This is a genomic window from Nocardia sp. NPDC051911 (assembly GCF_040681035.1).
In the GTDB taxonomy this organism is placed as follows: domain Bacteria; phylum Actinomycetota; class Actinomycetes; order Mycobacteriales; family Mycobacteriaceae; genus Nocardia; species Nocardia sichangensis.
The window spans coordinates 448,259-467,498 of record NZ_JBFAXY010000001.1 but is presented as its reverse complement, the minus strand read 5'-3'; the positions used below and the strand labels follow the sequence as shown (position 1 = coordinate 467,498).

Below are 19,240 nucleotides of genomic sequence, written 5' to 3'. Positions count from 1 at the left end.
CGCCGGTTCTCAGGTATGAAAAAGCGCGGACACCTTACTGTTTGGGATGACTCGAGTCTTCCACGCTCACTCGCGGTCGCGGCGGCGCAGTAGTTCGTTCACGCTCACCGTGCGGCCGTCGCCGCCGTGGTGCCTGCCCTCCTCGGGGGCCCGGCCGATGTGGCGGCGGGAGGAGCGCAGTTCGGCCATCCAGCTCTCGATGCTGCTGCGGTTGGTGGTGTCCGGTCCGTTGTACGGCTCCGCGGGGGCCTCGGGTTCGGGTGCGCGGTGCGCGGGGACGTCGGAAGCGGCCGGAGCATCGGGCGGCAGGTGGTGCGCCGGACCGGGCGCGTCGGGGCGCTGTTGTGCGAGATCGACGGTGTGTTCCTGCGAGATGCCCGACAGCGGGCGTGGTTCCGGTGCGTGGGTCGGGCGCGGGGCGGGTGGCGTGATCGGTGAGACGGCGGGTCGCGGGCTGTGCTCGGGCAGGGTCACCGACGGCACACCGGCGTGCGATGCGTTCGGGTCCTGCGGCAGGCCGGTGGGCGGCGCCGGTCGCGGCGGGTGCACGGGCGGTGCCGGCGGCCGTTGCTCCGCTTGGCTGGGCGAGCGAGGATCGTTCGGAACCTGCGAAATCCGCCGCGGGCGAATCGGTTCACCCTGCGGGGGTGTGGGATTCCGTGGTGGTTCCGTGCGTGGCCTGGCCGGATCGAGCGGCGGCGGCGCGGGGGTCGGCTGCGGTGCGGGCGACGGCGGTACCCGGTCCAGCCGCCTGGTCGGCGCCTCGGCCTCGATCTCGGCGACCGTGCGCGGCTTGCGCCTGCGCGGCACCTTGTTGGCGGCGGTGACGGCGGGGATCTGCATGGTCACCGGATCGGTGATCGGCGTGGTCTTCACCAGGTCGACGACATCGCTACCGCCGACGCGCTCGTCATCGAGGATCGGCTCACCGAGCCCGACCTTCTCCTGCACCTTCTTCATCCAGGCAGGCGCCCACCAGCAGTCGTCGCCAAGGAGCTTCATGGTGGCCGGGACCAGCAGCATGCGCAGCACGGTCGCGTCGATGAACAGCGCGGCGATCATGCCGTAGGCGATGTACTGCATCATCACCAGGTCGGAGAAGGCGAACGCACCGGTGACGACGAGCAGGATCAGCGCGGCCGCGGTGATGATCCGGCCGGTCTGCGCGGTACCGATCCGCACCGCCTCGGTGGTGCTCGCGCCTTGGGCGCGCGCCTCGACCATGCGCGACATCAGGAAGACTTCGTAGTCGGTCGACAGGCCGTAGATGATCGCGATGATGAGCACCAGCACGGGCGACATGATCGGCTGCGGAGTGAAATTCAACAGTCCCGCGCCGTGGCCGTCGATGAAGATCCAGGTGAGGATGCCGAGCGTGGATCCGAGACCGAGGGCGCTCATCAGCGCGGCCTTGATCGGCAGCACCAGCGAGCCGAAGGTCAGGAACATCAGCAGCGTCGTCACGAACAAGACGAGCGCGATCATCAAAGGCATCCGGCCCAGCAGCGCGTTGATGCTGTCCTTCTGGATCGTCGGCTGACCGCCCACGAGCATGGTGACGCCGTCGGGCAATGGCAGCGAGCGGAGGTAATCGATGGTCGGGTCGGCGTCCTGCGAATTGGTCAGCGTGACGGACGTGTTGTAGATGGTCTTGTCGTTGGGAGCCGTGCTGGGCGGATAAGCGAATTCGCCGGCCAGCCCGGGCGCTTTGCTCGCCTCCTTCACCACCTTGGCTACCTGGGGAGCGAGGCTGGGATCGTCGACTACGAAAACCAGTTCGATCGGATCCGATTTGCGCAGCGGAAAGATCGTGTCGAACTCTTTCTGCGCCAAGCGGGTCGGATTGTCCGGCGGCAGATACCGCTCGTTGATACCGCCGAAGCTCAGATTCTTGACCGGGATGATCAGCAGCAGCAAGAGGATGCAGAGCGGGATCGCGATCTTGAGCGGGTGCTTCATCACCCAGCGGGTGGAGCGCCCCCAGATACCGTTCTCCACCTCATCGGCGGTCTTGGTCTGGCGGAACCGCTTGAGGCCGAGCAGGTCGACCCGCTTGCCCAGCACCGACAGCATGGCGGGCAACACGGTGATCGAGGTCAGCGCCGCGAGTGTGACCGTCGCGATGGCGCCGTAGGCCACCGATTTCAGGAAGCCCTGCGGAAACAGCAGCATGCCGCCGAGGCTGGCGACGATCATCGTGGCGGAGAACACCACGGTGCGGCCCGAGGTCATCACCGTTCGGCGGACGGCGGTCCTGGTGTCGTATCCCTCGGCGAGTTCCTCGCGGAAACGACTCACTATGAACAAGCCGTAGTCGATGGCCAGGCCCAAGCCGATCATCGAGACGACCGGCGAGACGAACGAATTCACCTCGGTGAACTCGGTGATGAACCGCACGATGCCCCATGCGCCGATCACGGTGAGACCACCGACGATCAGCGGCAATCCGGCGGCGACGATGCCGCCGAAGACGAAGAACAGCAGGACGGCCACCGCCGGGATGGCGAGGATCTCCATGCGCTTCTGGTCGTCGGCCATGGTGTCGTTCAGCGTGCCCGCCACGGCCTGCAGACCCGTCACCTGCACATCCACTCCGGGGATGAAGAAAACGTTCTTCACCTTCCGGTAGTTGCGCACCATCTCGGTGTCGTTGTCGCCCTTGATGGCGATGGAGGCGAAGGCGTACTTCTTGTCCTTGGAGCCGAAAACGGAGGCCTGGACTGGAATGTTCGCGCTGTTCCGCCAGTAGACACCGTTGATCTTGGTGATCTCGTCGGGATGATCGCGGGGCAGACTCCCTAGATTGTCGAGGATCTTGCCGCTGAATTCCGGGTCATCGATAGTCTTGCCCTCCGGCGCCGTGTACAACACGATGACGTCGGATTTGTGATCCCGTTCGAAGGCACCGTCTTTGATTCGCGCCGCGCGCGCCGACTCCGAGGTCGGATCATCCCACCCGCTGGAGCTGAGGTGGTCCTCCAACCCGAGGCCGTAGCCACCGAGAGCCAGAAGACCGGCCACGACCACGCCGATGACGGCGAATCGCAGCCGGTATACCAGATCGCCCCAGCGTGTGAACACTAAGCGACTCCTTGGGCGGGGCGAGAGGTGAGCAGTGCCGACAGCGGCCGGAACGGCTGCAGCCAGGCACCCTCGTCGGGCAGCGAGTCGAGGCTCACCCGGGGCAGCGGTTCACGGAACACGCCCGGAATGTCCTCGAGGTCGATGAATTCGAGAGTATCGGATGTGACGGCCCAACTCGCGTGCTCGCGGAAGCCGAGCACCTGAACCGGCACTCCTTTGGCGGCGAGCGCCTCCAGCGGTTCGCGGAACGCCTGGCCGTCGGCGGAGGCGACCATGATGCCCGCCAAGCCCGCGCCGCGGCTGCGTAAGGCGATGTGCGCCAGCATGTCGGCGTCGACGTCGGAGTCCTCGTCGATCTTCGGTTTGGCGAAGACCGCGTAGCCGACGTTGCGCAGCGCCTCCACCCAGGGCCGCACGACGTCGGCGGTGCCGGGCGCGATGTTGGTGAAAACGGTGGCCTCGGGTTCCACCCGATGCACCGCGCCCACCGACAGTTCCGCGGTCCGGGCCAGCAGCCAGCGGCCGAGCGCGTCGAACCGCGGGCGGTAGGCGGCGGTCGGACGACCGCCCAGAATGGCGCCGAGGCCCATGTCGAGGTTCGGGGCGTCCCACACCAACAGGACGCGGCGCACGTCCGGCCCCGAGCTGCCCAGACCTTCCGCTCCGCCGCCGTGCACCTCCCCGGCAACATCGACCACTTCGTGGGCCATTTCACTGACGCTCATCGGTCGATCTTCCCCCATATGAGCTCCGTGATGGCGCTACCGGCGCGATGTGCCTTGCCCTCGAATTTCGTGACGGGCCGCTCGAAACCGATCGGCGCGGTGGCGCGATGCTCCGCGCTGACACCGCCCGTCGCCTCGTTGAGACCCGAGAGCAGGGGCTCCGCCATGCCGACCGCGTGGATGTGCTCGGCATAGCCCGCGTGGTCGGTGGCGACGTGCAGCACACCGCCCGGCTTCAGGCGGTTGGCGATCAGCGCGACCGTCGCGGGTTGCAGCAGCCGCCGCTTGTGATGGCGCGCCTTCGGCCACGGGTCGGGGAAGAACACCCGGACGCCGGTCAGCGACTCCTCGGCAATCATGTTTTCCAGTACGTCGACCGCGTCGCCGCGCAGCAGGCGGATGTTCTCGATCCCTTCGCGCTCGATGCGCTGCACCAACTGCGCCAGGCCAGGCTGATACACCTCGATGCCGACCAGGTTCAGGTGCGGTTCGGCCTGCGCCATGACGGCCGTCGCGGTGCCCGTGCCACAGCCGATCTCGATGACCAGCGGAGCGTCGCGACCGAACCAGGCGGCGGCGTCCAGCGGCTCGTCGGCGACCTCGCGGCCGATCGAGGGCCACATCCGGTCCCAGGATTGCTGCTGGGTGGCGGTCAGCGCGCCCCTGCGCGACCGGAAGCTGGTGACTCGTGGGTACAGGCGGGAGCCGGTCTTGTGCCTGGGCCCGCCCTCGGCCGGAGCCGAAGCTGTGGACGGCGGGCCCGGAACTGACTCGGCAGTATGGTTCGCGGCGTCGTTCACGGCGTCCATTGTCCAGCATCCGGCGATCAGTGCGGCAAGCGGTTGTGCACGGGCCGCTGAGCAGGAGGTCAGGCGGCGCGCGCGGGCGCGATCCTCGGCTCGGTCGGCCGTTGCTGACGCAGCGGTCTTCCGAGCGCGACCTTGGCCGCGGTCACCGCCATCTCCAGCAGTCCGCGCACGCCCGAGGGTGAGGCGGCGACCGACCAGACAGTCCTGTCGCCCGCGTCGCTCACCGGTTGCCCGGCGAACCGGTCTGCCAGCCAGTCCAGGCTGATCGGCGTGGACAGCGGCAGCAGCGAGAAGTGCTCGCTGAGCCGGTCGCGAACGTAGGTCACCGCGGCGCCGCCGCGACGGTAGCGGGCCACCTGGCCGTCGATGCCCTCGATGTGGATGACCTGGTCGTGGATGGGTTGCACCACCAGCAGCGGGCAGGCCGGCGTCGTATTGCCGAGCCGAAGATCGTCGAACATCGCCCGCAGCTCCGGGGTGTCGAGCACCTCGGCGAGCGGGCGGTCGAGGAAGTCGTCCACCTTCTTGCCCGCCAGCCCGAGGATCGCGCCGACCGGCGTCGCGTTCTCGGCGCGGACGACGAACCGGTGGCCGTCCGGGCTGAGCTCGTTGTCGATCAGCGAGCTCAACGCGGGATACAGCCTGCGCAGGGCGGCGATGACGATGGCGGGCAGACCCGCGAAGGGCGTGCCGTTGAGCCGGTCGAAGACCTGGCGCGGGTCGCCGACCGGGGCGCCGAGCACCGCGCCGACGATGTCCAGTTCGGGGGCGTAGGTCGGCGCCATCTCGACCGTCCACGAGCTGGCCATGCCGCCGCCGGAGTAGCCCCACACCGCGACGCGGGTTTCCGGGCCGAGCCCGAGGGGGTCGAAGCGCAGGGCGGCGCGGATGCCGTCGAGCGCGCGGTAGCCGGGCTCGCGCGGCGCGCCGAAGTTACCGTGCGGTCCCTCGTGGTCGGCGATGCTCACGGCCCAGCCGCGCCGCAGCGCGTTCGCGACCAGGAGCCATTCGAACTGGGTGATCGAACCGAGCGCCCGCGAGCCGTGACGCAGCGCGTAGGACGGCGAGCATTTCTCGGTCACCGCGTCCATCGCGGTCTGGAAGGCCAGCAGCGGGCGATCCTGGTCCGGTTCCGCGCCGATCGGAAGCAGGACGGTGGTGATCGCCGCTTCCGGCGCCCCGTGCAGATCACAGCTGCGGTAGAGTAACTGCCAGGCCGAGACCTGTTGCGGGACAATTCCGAACAGCGCCACTTCGATCTTCCTGCTGCGCAGAATGGTGCCCGGCGCCTTGGCCGCGAACCCTTTCGGCGGTCGATGGAACGGGTCCGTGCTGGGCAGCAAGGGCTTGCGGTCCGCGGGACAGGCGGGCTCCCGGTCGACAGCGCCGATGACATTCGCGGTCATCGCAACCTCCTCATCTTCGAGGTCGGTTGCCGCATGCGAAAGTTCAAGCTGCGCACCGGTTATGGTGCCGACCACTTCTGCAGGGTAAGTGACCGACCGGGCGTGTGGGAACCCCGCGATACACGTCATTCCCGGCACTAGACTCCCCGGCATGAGCAGACCGACAGTATTCATCACCGGCGCGGCGGCGGGCATCGGGCGGGCCACGGCCTTGCTTTTCGCTGCGCAGGGATACCAAGTCGGGGCTTACGACATCGATGAAGTCGGGCTGACCAGGCTTTCCGGTGATATCACAGCCAAGGGTGGCGTAGTTAACACAGGAGTGCTCGATGTGACGAACGCCACGCAGTGGGCGGAGCGGCTCGCGGAGTTCCACGCCGCGACGGGACGACTGGACATCCTGGTCAACAACGCCGGGATCCTGCGCGCGGGGCCGTTCGAAGAGATCGACATCGCCGCCCATCGGGCGATCGTGGAGGTCAACGTGGTGGGCGTGCTCACCGGGACACACAGTGCGTTCCGCTACCTGCGCGACACGCCGGGCGCGCAGGTGGTCAACCTGTGCTCGGCTTCGGCGATCTACGGCCAGGCCGAACTCGCGAGCTACGGTGCGACCAAGTCCGCCGTCAAGAGCTTCACCGAGGCGCTCGACCTGGAATGGGAGCGCCACGACATCCGCGTGCTCGCGATCTGGCCGCTGTTCGTGGCCACGGCCATGGTGGACGGCGTGACGACCGGGACGACGAAATCGCTGGGCGTACGACTGACCGCCGACGACGTCGCGGCCGGGATCTGGGAGGCCACCCGCAAGCGCGCCCGGCTGCCGAAGGTGCACTACGAGATCGGCGCGCAGGCGAAGGTGCTCGCGACGGTAGGGAAATACGCGCCGAACTGGATGGTGCGCACCGCCAACAAATACTTCAGTGGCAGCTGAGCCCGTCGAACCTGCCCGGCGAGCCGACTTCTGACACAATTGCGCACCGTAAAAGGGGGTGGGTGCAGCATGCCGACAGCCACTGATTCCGATGGGCCGCTGCGGGAGCGTGGCGTGCCGACGTCCGCGCACGATCAGCTCGACAAGCTGCTCGCCGAGCTGCGCTTCGGCACCGGGCGGGATCCGCAGATCGGGTACGCCGCGGCGGCGGCCGTCAGCGCGTGGCGCAAGCCGCCGCGCATCCAGGTGACCGGGCGCGCGCACGCGGGGCGGACAACGGTGCTGCACGCGCTCGCGCTCATGTCTGCGGTGGAGACCGATCCGGTGGACCGGCCGGATGCGCCCGACCCCGACCTCGACGCCGACATCGTCGTCTACGTGCTGTCGGCCGCGCCGACGCCGGCCGATCGGAGGGTGCTGGCCACGCTGCCGCCGCAGCGCACGATCGCGGTGCTGAACAAAGCCGACGCGATCGGCTCTCGCTGGGGCGATGCCGTGGCCTCGGCCCAGCAGTACGGCAGTCAGCTGCGGCTTCCGGTGGTTCCGGTGGTCGCCTCGCTCGCGATGCGCACCAGGGCGGGCGCGCTGACCGGCGCGGAGCTGGACCTGCTGCGCAAACTCGCCACCGAAGCCGACCCCGCGTTGCTCCTCGCGCCGGACCTGTTCGTCGCACCGGGGCCGGATGCCGCCGAGCGCGAGGAACTGCTGCGCCGCTGGGATCTGTACGGCGTGGCCTGCGCGTGCACGGCCCTACGGCACGATCCGGATCTCGCTCCGCAGGCGCTGCTGCAGATCTTGCACGCGGCCAGCGGCATCGACGCGCTCCACCAGTTGCTGCACCGCCGCTACGAACAAGTGTCCGCGCTGCGCGGCGGCGAGCTGCTCGACGAGCTGGCCCGGCTCGCCGCCCGCGCGGTCCCGGAGGAGGGCGGCCGGGCGCGCGACCTCCTGGAGTCCTATCTGTACAGCGACGACGCCGTCTGGCTCGGGCTCTGCGCGGGCTTGGCGGGGCCCGAAGTGGCCCATCTCGCCGCAGGGTATTCCGCGCCCGCTCCTTCCGACGCCGACGATGCGCTTGCCCGCGCCACGCGCTGGCACGCGGTCGTCACCAGCGATATGCCCCCGGCCGCCCGCCGCGCCGCGTTGCGGGTGCACAACGGGTACGTCCGACTATGGGAACGGATGAGCAGTGCCGGTCTCTGAGCCGCCGGAATCGGCGTCGCCTGGTGCGGCTGCCGCGGTGGATCCGCCTTCTCACACGGCGGGCGACTCCGCCGACGGCGAAGCCGAGCGCCCCGCCGCGCTCGTCCCCGAGCTCGCGGCCGTGGTGGAGCGATGGAATCCGCAAGGTATGGCGCTGCTGCGCGCGGTGCACGACTCCGGTGGCGCTCGTGCGGTCACGGTGATCGGCCCCGCCGACGTCAACACGACCTTGTTGCGCACCGAGTTGGCCCGGTTCGAACCGCGCCTCACGCTGTCGGAACCCCGCGCCGACGCCGTATCGGAGTCCGCCCCGCCCGCGGTGGCGTTGATCCTGCTCGACGCGGGCACCATCATCGGCGCGGACACGCTCGGGGTGGTCGATCGGTTGCGCGCGGACGGCGCCCGCCTGCTGCTCGCCATGAACGGCGTCCACGCCCACCGGGACTGGCACGCCGTGCGGGAGCGCGACCTGGAGTTGCTCGCCGCGTCGGGCGCGGGCGATCTGGACATCGTGCCGGTCTCGGCGCGGCTCGCGGCCGCCGCACGCGCCGCGGGCGACGCCGGACTGCTCGATCGCTCCGGTGTCGGCGCATTGCACGCGCGGCTCACCGCGGCAGCCGCCGCAGGCGGTGACCGGCCGGGTGCGGTGACCGGCCGGGTCCTCGCCGACACGCGTCGACGGGTGGCCGAACAGGTGGCGGTGCTGCGCTCCGGCGCCGAAGCGGCCCGGCTGCGCGAGGAGCGCGCCCTTCTGTTGGCCGGTCGCGACGGGGGGCGCGCCACCGCGATGTCCACCCTGCGCGGGCAGCTGCACCTGGCCCGGGTGGACCTGATGACCGAGATCGGCGCGAGCATCCGGGCGCTGCACACCGCCGTGCGCGCCGAGCTGGACCGGCTGCGGCCCGCCGAGCTCGGCGGCTACCCCACTCGGCTGCAGCAGTCCGTCACCGAACTGACCGGCGCCCTCGACCACGTCATCGACCAGCGCATCGCCGAACTGAGCGCCCGGATCGAGAGCACGGATCGGGGTTCGCCTACGCGGCGGCGCGACCAGGCCCCTCGGGTCGGCCCGGATCCCGAGCCACGCCATCGGGGTGTCGAAGATCACCTTATGATCGCGCTCGGCGCGTCGGCCGGTGTCGGTCTGGGTCGCTTGCTGGTTGCTCCGTTCTCCCTGGTATCGGCCCTCGACGTCGCGAGCGTGCCGGTAACGTTGCTGCTCGGCGGCGGTGCGGCGGCGTGGGTGGTCCGAGCACGGCGCCAGCTGGCCGATCGAGCGCACATCCGGCAATGGGTCGCCGACGCGTTGGTCAACGTAAAAGCGCAGCTCGAGCAGCGCGTGGTGACCGCACTCGTGGAAGCGGAGACCACTTTGGCCGATCACGTGGTCCAGGCAAGCACCGCGCGAATGGTCGAGACGGATCGCAGGGTGGCCCGGCTGGAGGCCGAATTGCGCCGGATGGCGGCCGAGCAGCCGGGGCAGCTCGCCGCATGCGAGCGCGACGTCCGGATCCTCGATCGCTGGATCGCGCCTGTTGAAACGAACGACCAATTGGGTACACAGTGAGGAACCCGATACCGTACCGGCCGTCACATCGCGTTAACCTCTATTCAGGAACTTGGGCGTCCGCTAAGTCCTGATCTGCCGCCCTCCTGGGGTGCGCGTTCGACCGGTCGGAGCGGGCGCCTTCCCGCCAACGGTGGCGCTCGGTGCATCCGCGCTGGTCATGGGCCTAGGGCCAGGCGGCGGAGCATCGAACAGCCGCCCATCTCAGGAGAGTTTTCATGACGTCAGCGACCATTCCTGGTCTTCGTGGATCCGACGGCAAGGCGCCGACCGAGCACAGCGAACTACTCGCCTGGGTACAAGAAGTCGCCGAACTCACCCAGCCGGATCGAGTGGTGTGGGCAGACGGCTCCGACGAGGAATGGGAGCGGCTCACCGAGCAGCTCGTCGCGGCGGGGACGTTCAAGCGGCTGGACGAGAAGAAGAAGCCGAACTCCTTCCTCGCCCTCTCCGATCCCTCCGACGTGGCCCGGGTGGAGTCGCGCACCTACATCTGTTCGAAGACCGAGGCCGACGCGGGCCCGACCAACAACTGGGTCGACCCGACCGAGATGCGCGCCACGATGACCGAGCTGTACCGCGGGTCGATGAAGGGCCGCACCATGTACGTGGTGCCGTTCTGCATGGGCCCGCTGGGCGCCGAGGACCCGAAGCTGGGCGTCGAGATCACCGACTCCGAGTACGTCGTCGTGTCGATGCGCGTGATGACCCGCATGGGCGCCGCCGCCCTGGAGAAGCTGGGCGCCGACCGCCCGTTCGTGAAGGCGCTGCACTCCGTGGGCGCGCCGCTGGCCGACGGCCAGGCCGACGTGCCGTGGCCGTGCAACGACACCAAGTACATCACCCACTTCCCCGAGGATCGGGAGATCTGGAGCTACGGCTCCGGCTACGGCGGCAACGCGCTGCTCGGCAAGAAGTGCTACTCGCTGCGGATCGCCTCGGCGATGGCCCACGACGAGGGCTGGCTGGCCGAGCACATGCTGATCCTGAAGCTGATCTCCCCAGAGAACAAGGCCTACTACATCGCCGCCGCGTTCCCCAGCGCCTGTGGCAAGACCAACCTCGCGATGATCCAGCCGACGGTGCCGGGCTGGCGCGCGGAGACCTTGGGCGACGACATCGCCTGGATGCGCTTCGGCAAGGACGGCCGTCTCTACGCGGTGAACCCCGAGTTCGGCTTCTTCGGCGTCGCGCCGGGCACCAACCGCAGCTCCAACCCGAACGCCATGGCGACCGTGGAGGCGGGCAACACCGTCTACACCAACGTCGCCCTGACCGATGACGGCGATGTGTGGTGGGAGGGCCTGGAAGGCGAGCCCGATCACCTGATCGACTGGAAGGGCAACGACTGGTACCAGCGCGAGACCGAGACGCTGGCCGCGCACCCGAACTCCCGCTACTGCACGCCGATGGCGCAGTGCCCGATCCTGGCGCCCGAGTGGGACGACCCGCAGGGCGTGCCGATCTCGGCGATCCTGTTCGGCGGCCGCCGCAAGACCACCGTCCCGCTGGTCACCGAGTCCTTCGACTGGCAGCACGGTGTGTTCATGGGCGCGACGCTGTCCTCCGAGCAGACCGCGGCCGCCGAGGGCAAGGTCGGCACCGTCCGCCGCGACCCGATGGCCATGTTGCCGTTCCTCGGCTACCACGTCGGGGACTACCTGGGCCATTGGATCAACGTCGGCAAGAACGCCGACGCGGGCAAGCTGCCGAAGATCTTCTACGTGAACTGGTTCCGCCGCGGCGGCGACGGCCGCTTCCTGTGGCCGGGCTTCGGTGAGAACTCCCGCGTGCTGGAGTGGATCATCGGCCGTATCGAGGGTTCCGCCCACGCCGAGGCGACCGCGATCGGCAACGTGCCGACCGCCGCGCAGCTCGACCTGGAGGGGCTGGATGTCGACCCCAAGGACGTCGACGAGGCGCTCGTCGTGAACGCCGACGAGTGGCGCAAGGAGATCCCGCTGATCGAAGAGTGGTTCGAGTTCGTCGGCGACAAGCTGCCTTCCGGCGTGCGTGACGAGTTCGAGGCGCTCAAGCAGCGTCTGGGCTGACACTCCACCCAAAGTAGCATTCGCCCGCACCATCCGGCAGATGGTGCGGGCGATTTGTTCTGCGAGACAAACGTTTCCGTGCTCAGCGCGGTCCGGAAGCACCCTTCGAGCATCGCGGTCGGCCGTGGAGCTCGCCGGACCACTCCGCGCGGTCCGCCCTCCACGAACCATGGCTTGTCGTCCAGCGTGGTCGTCGCTCTACCGCGCGGAGATCGCGGATCATGGCTGCCGGAAACGGCGACACCGTGTCGGTTATAGAATCCCGAGGGCTTCGAGCTGATCCAAAATTTCCGACACTCGTGTGTGAATCGATCTCATGCAGGCGACGAGCGGCACATCGTCATCGGTATCCGGAACATTGACTACGACAGTCGCCACGAGTCGGTTGTTGTATGTGAGCTGAGATTGTGTGAACCCAGGGCGAAGCTTCAAACGGAAATGTTTGAAAACAGCTCCCGGCACGAGTTCGTGGACTGCCAGTCCTGGAATATCCACGACTTCGTAGTCATCCGATGGTGCGAAAATAAGCTCGGTCCTGAAGGAGTTGGTGACGAGCACTCGGCGGTGCGCGTCACGGTCGACGAGTTCGCGGAGAAGCCCGAGTGGGTGATGTGTCGGCTGCGGATCGTTATATGGCTGATGGCGGAGAATTATGGCTGTGGTCGTGGCGTCGAATATCTCCTGAACGCATATCTCCTCACCCCTGCTGTCCGTGCTGCTCAGCAAGATCGGGAAATGCTCCGCGTGCGGGTAGACGGCGTGGTCGAGGGCGGCCCTCGAGTTGGTGAGCGCGTCACCGGTGATCAGTCCCCACTCGTCGGGCACCTCGGATACGCTCACCGCGGCCACCTGGCAATCGATCTCGTTCTCGTATTCCAGGCTCGGGGAAAGGTCGACTCGGACTTCGACCTGGTTCGCGTTCTGGTATTCCGAGATCATGCGTTCGAGGTCATTGATGTGGTGTCCCGCGCGAGCAAGCTTGTGCCGTGCGCTTGCGATGCCGGTGACACCGTTCATAACGTTGAGCATACCGATCGGTCTGACGGGGCGGCTTGGTTATTCGGCGAACGGTGACATCCGGATCATGGCCAGGAAACCCGCCCTGTTGAGCCAATGAATCCGGCCTTTCGGCATCGCCTTCGCTTCCGCTCGGAAGGCGGCGACGACATGCCGTGCGAACTCCAGTCGCGGGTGCCGCCGCAGCAGTTCGGCGACCCACTCGCGGTCCAGTTCCGCCAGTCGCGTCCCGAGTACGTCCACCGAGGCTCCTGCGGAGACGAAGCCGCCGGGGTCGCCGAGATCGTCGGCGACCCCGGGCGTGATGTGGGCGGCGATGGCCGCGCCGATCGCTTCGGCCCGTTCCGGCGGCGCGCCCGCGCCCAGTGCGACGGCGGCCGCCCGTTCGCCGCCGACCACGGCGAAACACCGTCCGGGCGTGGGATGTTCGAGTTGCAGGTCGTGCAGTAGACAGGAGACGTAGACGAGCTCGTCGTCGTAGGCGGCGCCGTCGAGATCCGCCAGGACCCGTCCGAAGTAGTAGGTCCGCAGCGAATGGTTCAGCACGTGCGGCGACAGCGACTCCCGCGCCTCGGTCTCCGCCGCGACGGCGAGCTGGGAGTCGGGTAACCGCAGGCCGGCGAACTCCAGCCGCCCGCGTCCCCGCCTGCCCAGTGCCAGCCGGAGCCGGTTGGGCGCCATGGCGGGCAGCGTGCGTGCGGTCGCGACGGCCAACGCGCGGCGTTGCTCTTTCGACAGAGCGCCCCCGGTGCGGGTGGCCCATGCCCAGTCGAGGCCCGTCGGTGCGGCCACGATTCCTCCTTCTGGTCGGAACTCGGTGTGCACTGAAGTCAAGCGTGTGTCCGGATCCGCGGCGAGTGGCGGAAATGACAGTATTGCTCGGATTCGTGCCAAACTGGGGACGATGAAGCAAGTCGTGGCGCTCGCGCTGGACGGGGTGATGGCCTTCGACCTGGCCTGTGCTGTTCAGGCGTTCCGGCACGGGCCGGGCAAGACCGGCGAGCCGTCCGGGTTCGAGATGCGGACCTGTGGGGTGCGTCCCGGTCCGGTGTGGACACCCAACGGCTTCGAATTGCGCGTGGAGCACGGGCTGGAGGCGTTGGCGGAAGCCGATGTCGTCGTCGTGCCCGGCATCGGTATCCCGACCCTGCCCACCCCACGGGAGGCGCTCGTCGCATTACGCGGCGCGGCCGCGCGGGGCGCGACCATGGTGAGCATCTGCGTCGGCGCGTTCGTCCTGGCCGAGGCCGGGGTGCTGGACGGACGACGCGTGACTACGCACTGGGCCTATTGCGACGAGTTCGCCGAACTGTATCCGGCGGTGCGTTTGGACCCGACGGCCCTCTACGTCGATGACGGCGACGTGCTGACGTCGGCCGGGCTGTCGGCGGGTCTCGATCTGTGCCTGCACATCGTCCGCCGCGAGCTGGGCGCGCACGCGGCGGCGGAGCTGGCCAGGTGGAACGTCACCGCGCCGCACCGGGAAGGCGGTCAGGCGCAATACATTCCGGACGCACCCGCCGCGCGTACCGATGGCGGTCTCGCCGCGACGATGGCCTGGGCGGTGGCGGAACCAGCTGCGGCGGTGGACGTTTCGGCGCTGGCCGCGCACGCGCTGATGAGCGAGCGGACCTTCATCCGTCGTTTCAAGGCGCAAGTCGGCACCACGCCGCGGCGGTGGCTGGATGCCCAGCGCACCGCACGGGCGCGCGAGCTTCTGGAAACCACGCGTTTGCCAGTGGAAGTCGTCGCGGTAAAGGCCGGGTTCGGCAGCGTCACCGCGCTCCGGGCGCACCTGCGTGCGGCGACGGGCGCGACACCGGCCGCGTATCGCCGGTCGCTGGGCCGGTGAACGCACCGGGGTGAAGTGCCTGGTACGGCGAATGACCTTGCGGGGGAGATGATTCGGTTGTGCCGACCTCGGCGCTCTGGAGTCGGGCGGTCGGATCGGTGTCCCGCGTCACACTCTAGTTCGCGAAATTCCCACGGACCGATCGGTTTAGCCGGATGGGAAAGGGGGTAATGATCTTGTCGAGAGATTTCGTGTATTCGTAACCTATGCTTGGCGTGTTCTTCCTTCCGCATCACCCAGTCGGATTACTGGCGGTTAACTGATCGACTGAACGACTTCCCTACCGATATCGGACCCGCGATGCCGCGGCGCACGGCGAGATCGACGCGAGAGGTGGATGGAGCATGGCCGATCCGGAGATGACGATGTCGGTTGCCCCGATGGTGGCCGAATTCGAGTTCGAGACCGTGAGTACCCCGCTGCGCCGGGCCGCGGGACGGCTGCGCGCGGTGCTGCCGCCCGGGTGGCGCGTCGAGATCGTCGACGCACCACCCCGGCGTTACGGCAACCGTGCTCCGCTGCTGCGTGTGGTCATGCCACCGGAGTGATCAGCCGGTCCAGCCGAGCGGCATGAGCAGCGACTTCTGCTCGCAGAACGAATCGAGACCCTCCGGGCCGTTCTCGCGGCCGAGTCCGGAGGCTTTGTAACCGCCGAACGGCGAACTCGGATCGAACGCGTACCAATTGATCGCGTAGGTGCCGGTGCGCACCCGCGCCGCGATCTCGGCGCCGTGTTCGATATCGGTCGTCCACACCGAGCCCGCGAGACCGTAGACCGAGTCGTTGGCGATGGCCACGGCCTCGTCCTCGGTCTCGTACGGGATGACCGAAAGCACCGGTCCGAAGATCTCCTCTTGGGCGATGGTCGACTTGTTGTCCACGTCGGCGAAGATCGTCGGCTCGACGAACCAGCCCCGGTCCAGCCCCTCCGGGCGACCGCCGCCGAGCACGAGTCGCGCTCCCTCGGCCTTGCCCTTGGCGATGTAGCCCTCGACCCGATCGCGCTGGCGTTCGGAGATCAGCGGACCCAGCTGCACGCTCGGGTCGTTCGGGTCGCCCACCTTCATCGTCTTCACGTGTTCGACCAGCGCGTCGAGAATCTCGTCGTACCGGCTGCGCGGGGCGAGGATGCGGGTCTGCGCGACACAGCCCTGCCCGCTGTTCATCAGGCCGGAGAACGCGAGCACCGGGATATTGGCCGCGACGTCCATGTCGGGCAGCAGGATCGCCGCCGACTTGCCGCCGAGTTCGAGCGAGACGCTCTTGAGCTGACCGGTGGCGATGGCGCCGATCTTGCGGCCGACCGCGGTGCTTCCGGTGAAGGTCACCTTGTCCACGCCGGGGTGTGAGACGAGGTACTCGGCCGCGTCGGGCTCGGCGGGCAGCACCGAGAGCACGCCTTCGGGCAGGCCCGCCTCGGTGAAGATGTCGGCGACCAGGTTCGCCGTGAGCGGAGTCAGCGGGGCGGGCTTGAGCACGATGGTGCAACCGGCCAGCAGGGCGGGCGCGAGCTTGTTGACCGCGAGGAACAGAGGGACGTTCCACGCGGTCACCGCCGCGACGACACCGCGCGGCTCGCGGGTGACCCGAGTGGTGCCGAACCCGCCCACCCGGGTCTCCGACCACGGGAAGGACTCCGCCAGGGCCGCGTAGGCGTCCAGTGCGGCGACCGCGGGCAGCTGGTTCAGCGTCATCGCGATCATTTGCGGCGCGCCGACCTCGGCGGTCAGCGCGGCGAGCAGATCGGCGGAACGCTGTTCGATCAGCCGGGCGGCGCGGGTGAGTACCTCGGCTCGCTCCTTCGGGGGCGTGGCGGGCCACGGTCCGTGATCGAAGGCGTGCCTGGCCGCGGCGACCGCGGCGTCGACATCCGCCCGGCTCACCGCGGGGACGCTGCCCACCGGCTCGACCGTGGCCGGCGAGATGACCTGGATGCGCTCGGCGGTGGCTGGCGCGGTCCAGCGGCCGCCGATGAACAAGCTGTCGTAGTGCATGAGAACACGTTACAGTTTTGCCTCCGCATTGTCTGTAACCTGTTCCAGTTTTACGGCCCGGCGGCGCCCTGGCCAGTCTGAATCCCGACCTCTCGGTTCGCTTTTCGCAGAACGCACTATTGCGTTCTGTTGCTGGAAGGGGGATGCTGTATCGACATATCAGCTCGCTCCATTACCGAATCGTTACCGCAAACTGGGGAGTCCGAGTCATGGCGGTGCAAGTGATCGGCCGGTCGCTGATGACCAGTGATCAAACCGAGCATCAGGCTAAGAGTGTCGGCAGCGGCGGGTGGGTGGTCTCGTTCCTACCCGGACGCACCCTGACAATCGAGCAGGCGACGGCGGCTATGCAGGCCGCGGAGGCGGTCGCCGCCGTAGGGATGCTGGCCGACCTGGTCGGGCTCACCACGCTCGAGACCGTCGGGTTGGCGATGCGCGAATCGCCGTGGAGCGAGCCCGTGCACGCTCCCTGTGGGAAGCGGCACTGGCGCCGCGGATGGCTGGAGCCGTACTTCGGCTAACTTTTGGTTGCCACCACGACCAGATTGCTCACAAGTAACTCACGCACCATCGGCACCCGGATCAACCACCACGCCCAGCGGGGGTGGTAGCGCGGGAAGACCGTGTGCACCTCCGCCGGAGTACGTGCCGCCCAGCGCAATCCGTCAGCGGCCCGCACCGCGAACAGCGACGTGCCGAACCTGTTCTTGGGTTCGCGCCCGTGCTTGCGCCGATACCGCCGGGCGGCGTACTCGCCACCGAGGTAGTGCCACGGCCCGGTCTCGTGGCCGCCGAACGGGCCGTGCCACACCGTGTAGGAGAGCACCATCAGCCCGCCCGGCCTGGTCACCCGCACCATCTCGTCGGCCATCACCCACGGCTTCGAGACATGTTCGGCGACGTTCGACGAGAAACAGATGTCGATCGCGTCGTCGCGGAACGGCAGCGCCATCCCGGACCCGCGGACCGCGCCCGCCACGGAAAGGCCCGCGGCGTGCATCTCCGTCGGATCGGGCTCCACCGGAATGTAGCGAGCCCCCGTACGGGCGAACTCGTCCGCGAAGTAGCCCGGACCGCCGCCGACGTCGAGTATCGTCGCCCCGTCCAGCGACCGGCCGGTGAGATCGGCGTAGAAGTCGGCGATCAGCGCCGCGCTGTCGGCGGCCAGACCTCCGTAGAACAGGGCCGGGTCGGTCTGCTCGAACCGGAAACTGCCGAGCAGTCGCAGCGACCGGCGCAGGGTCGCCCGGCGGGCGAACCGAGGCGAACTCCTGCGTGTCGGCGTCTTCGCGGCTTTGAGCACGGCGCCGAGTCTCGCACAACCCGGATGCCGGCCTGCTCGGGCGGGTGCTCGGGATAGGGTGTAGCGCGACGTCCGACATTCCCACCGGGACCTACTGACCGAGAGAAGCTCCACCGTGCGCGAAGTCCTCCTGCTCTGCTGGCGCGACACCGGGCACCCACAGGGCGGCGGCAGCGAGCGGTACCTCGAGCAGGTCGGCGCGCAGCTCGCGGCACGCGGGGTTCGAGTCACCCTCCGTACCGCCCGCTATCCGGGGGCGCCGCGGCGCGAACACGTCGACGGCATCACCATCAGCAGGGCGGGCGGACGCTACACGGTGTACCCGCGAGCGCTGGCCGCGCTCCTGCTGGGCAGGATCGGTCTCGGCCCGTTGCGCGGCGTGCGGCCGGACGCGGTGATCGACACCCAGAACGGCATACCGTTCTTCGCCACCGCCGTCACCGCGGCCCCGTCGGTGGTGCTGGTGCACCACGGTCACCGGGAGCAGTGGCCGGTCGCGGGCCGGCTGGTCGGCCGCGTCGGCTGGTGGATCGAGTCGTGGCTGTCGCCCCGCGTACACCGCCGCAATCAATATCTGACCGTTTCCCTGCCGTCGGCGGAAGAACTGGCCACCCTCGGTGTGGACCGCTCCCGAATCGCGGTGGTTCGCAACGGGGCCGAACCTGTTCCAGTGGACGCACCCACCGGCGCCGCGGAAACCCGCACTCCCACACCAACTGTCGTGGTGCTGTCCCGGCTGGTGCCGCACAAGCAGATCGAGGACGCGCTCGCGGCCGTGGCCCGGCTGCGCGACCGCATCCCAGGTCTGCGCCTCGACGTGATCGGCGGCGGCTGGTGGGCGGACAACTTGCGGGACAACGCCCGCGAACTCGGTATCGCCGACGCCGTCACCTTCCATGGGCACGTGGACGAGCGCCGCAAGCACGAACTCCTCGCGCGCGCCTGGGTGCATGTGCTGCCTTCCCGGAAGGAGGGGTGGGGGCTCGCGGTGATCGAGGCGGCACAGCACGGTGTTCCGACGGTCGGCTATCGCAGCTCGCGCGGGCTCACCGATTCCATCGTGGACGGCGCCACCGGAATCCTGGTCGACGACGTCGCCCAGTTGGCCGACGCCGTCGGCGACCTGCTGGACGATCCCGGCGCGCGCACGGTCATGGGGGAGAAGGCCCGCGCCCGCGCGCGCGAATTCTCTTGGGAGCAAACCGGAAACGGAGTCTACGAAGTATTGGCGGCGGCCGCCCGCGGCGAGCACACGAGCGGGTTGATCGCGCCGCGGACAGCGGACTGAAATCGTG

16 protein-coding genes are annotated in these 19,240 nt (G+C 68.6%); 8 read left to right on the top strand and 8 right to left on the bottom strand.

What is annotated here, in order from left to right; all coding sequences use genetic code 11:
• Nucleotides 1-66: 66 nt before the first annotated feature.
• From AB0L97_RS02365 to AB0L97_RS02350, 4 genes are read right to left on the bottom strand one after another with little or no spacing between them, the layout of a single operon-like run.
• Nucleotides 67-3,081 carry an MMPL family transporter gene (locus AB0L97_RS02365; RefSeq protein ID WP_364424770.1) on the bottom strand — a complete coding sequence of 1,005 codons (3,015 nt, stop codon included), beginning with the start codon at nucleotides 3,079-3,081 and terminating at the stop codon, nucleotides 67-69.
• A complete protein-coding gene (locus AB0L97_RS02360) occupies nucleotides 3,081-3,809 on the bottom strand; it encodes an NYN domain-containing protein (protein ID WP_195044044.1) in 729 nt (242 codons plus the stop codon). Before AB0L97_RS02360 ends, AB0L97_RS02365 begins: the two co-directional genes overlap by 1 nt.
• Nucleotides 3,806-4,618, bottom strand: coding sequence for a tRNA (guanosine(46)-N7)-methyltransferase TrmB (trmB, locus tag AB0L97_RS02355; RefSeq protein WP_364424769.1), 813 nt, complete (start codon nucleotides 4,616-4,618; stop codon nucleotides 3,806-3,808). Before trmB ends, AB0L97_RS02360 begins: the two co-directional genes overlap by 4 nt.
• A 59-nt stretch (nucleotides 4,619-4,677) precedes the next feature.
• Nucleotides 4,678-6,024, bottom strand: a complete 1,347-nt coding sequence (locus tag AB0L97_RS02350; protein WP_364424768.1) for a lipase family protein — start codon at nucleotides 6,022-6,024, stop codon at nucleotides 4,678-4,680.
• 151 nt (nucleotides 6,025-6,175) lie between these two features.
• On the opposite strand from AB0L97_RS02350, the gene AB0L97_RS02345 reads away from it, so the two are divergent.
• The 4 genes from AB0L97_RS02345 (at nucleotide 6,176) to AB0L97_RS02330 (ending at nucleotide 11,779) form a co-directional block, all read left to right on the top strand.
• Nucleotides 6,176-6,958: an SDR family oxidoreductase gene (locus AB0L97_RS02345; RefSeq protein WP_355071333.1), complete on the top strand. Its 783-nt coding sequence runs from the start codon at nucleotides 6,176-6,178 to the stop codon at nucleotides 6,956-6,958.
• Between the two features lie 69 nt (nucleotides 6,959-7,027).
• Nucleotides 7,028-8,161 (top strand): hypothetical protein, encoded by a 1,134-nt coding sequence (locus AB0L97_RS02340; protein ID WP_355071335.1) that lies wholly within the window; start codon nucleotides 7,028-7,030, stop codon nucleotides 8,159-8,161.
• Between the two features lie 37 nt (nucleotides 8,162-8,198).
• Entirely contained in the window at nucleotides 8,199-9,728 is a 1,530-nt protein-coding gene (locus AB0L97_RS02335; RefSeq protein ID WP_364424767.1) for a hypothetical protein, read from the top strand.
• A gap of 218 nt (nucleotides 9,729-9,946) precedes the next feature.
• A complete protein-coding gene (locus tag AB0L97_RS02330; protein ID WP_355071338.1) occupies nucleotides 9,947-11,779 on the top strand; it encodes a phosphoenolpyruvate carboxykinase (GTP) in 1,833 nt (610 codons plus the stop codon).
• 252 nt (nucleotides 11,780-12,031) lie between these two features.
• Here AB0L97_RS02330 and AB0L97_RS02325 read toward each other — a convergent pair whose 3' ends face one another.
• Together AB0L97_RS02325 and AB0L97_RS02320 are read right to left on the bottom strand one after the other, a co-directional pair.
• Nucleotides 12,032-12,796 (bottom strand): hypothetical protein, encoded by a 765-nt coding sequence (locus AB0L97_RS02325; protein WP_355071340.1) that lies wholly within the window; start codon nucleotides 12,794-12,796, stop codon nucleotides 12,032-12,034.
• Between the two features lie 39 nt (nucleotides 12,797-12,835).
• Entirely contained in the window at nucleotides 12,836-13,588 is a 753-nt protein-coding gene (locus AB0L97_RS02320) for a phosphohydrolase (RefSeq protein WP_356962981.1), read from the bottom strand.
• 103 nt (nucleotides 13,589-13,691) lie between these two features.
• Between AB0L97_RS02320 and AB0L97_RS02315 the strand changes: the two genes are divergently transcribed.
• Entirely contained in the window at nucleotides 13,692-14,648 is a 957-nt protein-coding gene (locus AB0L97_RS02315; protein WP_364424873.1) for a helix-turn-helix domain-containing protein, read from the top strand.
• A 344-nt stretch (nucleotides 14,649-14,992) separates the two neighbouring features.
• Nucleotides 14,993-15,196: a hypothetical protein gene (locus tag AB0L97_RS02310; RefSeq protein ID WP_356962979.1), complete on the top strand. Its 204-nt coding sequence runs from the start codon at nucleotides 14,993-14,995 to the stop codon at nucleotides 15,194-15,196.
• Here AB0L97_RS02310 and AB0L97_RS02305 read toward each other — a convergent pair whose 3' ends face one another.
• A complete protein-coding gene (locus AB0L97_RS02305; RefSeq protein WP_355071346.1) occupies nucleotides 15,197-16,642 on the bottom strand; it encodes an aldehyde dehydrogenase in 1,446 nt (481 codons plus the stop codon). It lies immediately after the preceding gene.
• A 209-nt stretch (nucleotides 16,643-16,851) separates the two neighbouring features.
• Here AB0L97_RS02305 and AB0L97_RS02300 point away from each other — a divergent pair, with 209 nt between their 5' ends.
• Complete coding sequence (locus AB0L97_RS02300; RefSeq protein WP_355071348.1) at nucleotides 16,852-17,163, top strand: hypothetical protein; 312 nt, start codon at nucleotides 16,852-16,854, stop codon at nucleotides 17,161-17,163.
• On the opposite strand, the gene AB0L97_RS02295 is transcribed toward AB0L97_RS02300, so the two are convergent.
• The gene (locus tag AB0L97_RS02295; RefSeq protein ID WP_355071349.1) at nucleotides 17,160-17,945 is read right to left on the bottom strand and encodes a class I SAM-dependent methyltransferase; all 786 of its coding nucleotides are present in this window, start codon (nucleotides 17,943-17,945) and stop codon (nucleotides 17,160-17,162) included. The two genes, AB0L97_RS02300 and AB0L97_RS02295, sit on opposite strands and share 4 nt — an antisense overlap.
• A gap of 115 nt (nucleotides 17,946-18,060) precedes the next feature.
• On the opposite strand from AB0L97_RS02295, the gene AB0L97_RS02290 reads away from it, so the two are divergent.
• Complete coding sequence (locus AB0L97_RS02290; protein ID WP_364424766.1) at nucleotides 18,061-19,233, top strand: glycosyltransferase family 4 protein; 1,173 nt, start codon at nucleotides 18,061-18,063, stop codon at nucleotides 19,231-19,233.
• Nucleotides 19,234-19,240 lie beyond the last annotated feature (7 nt).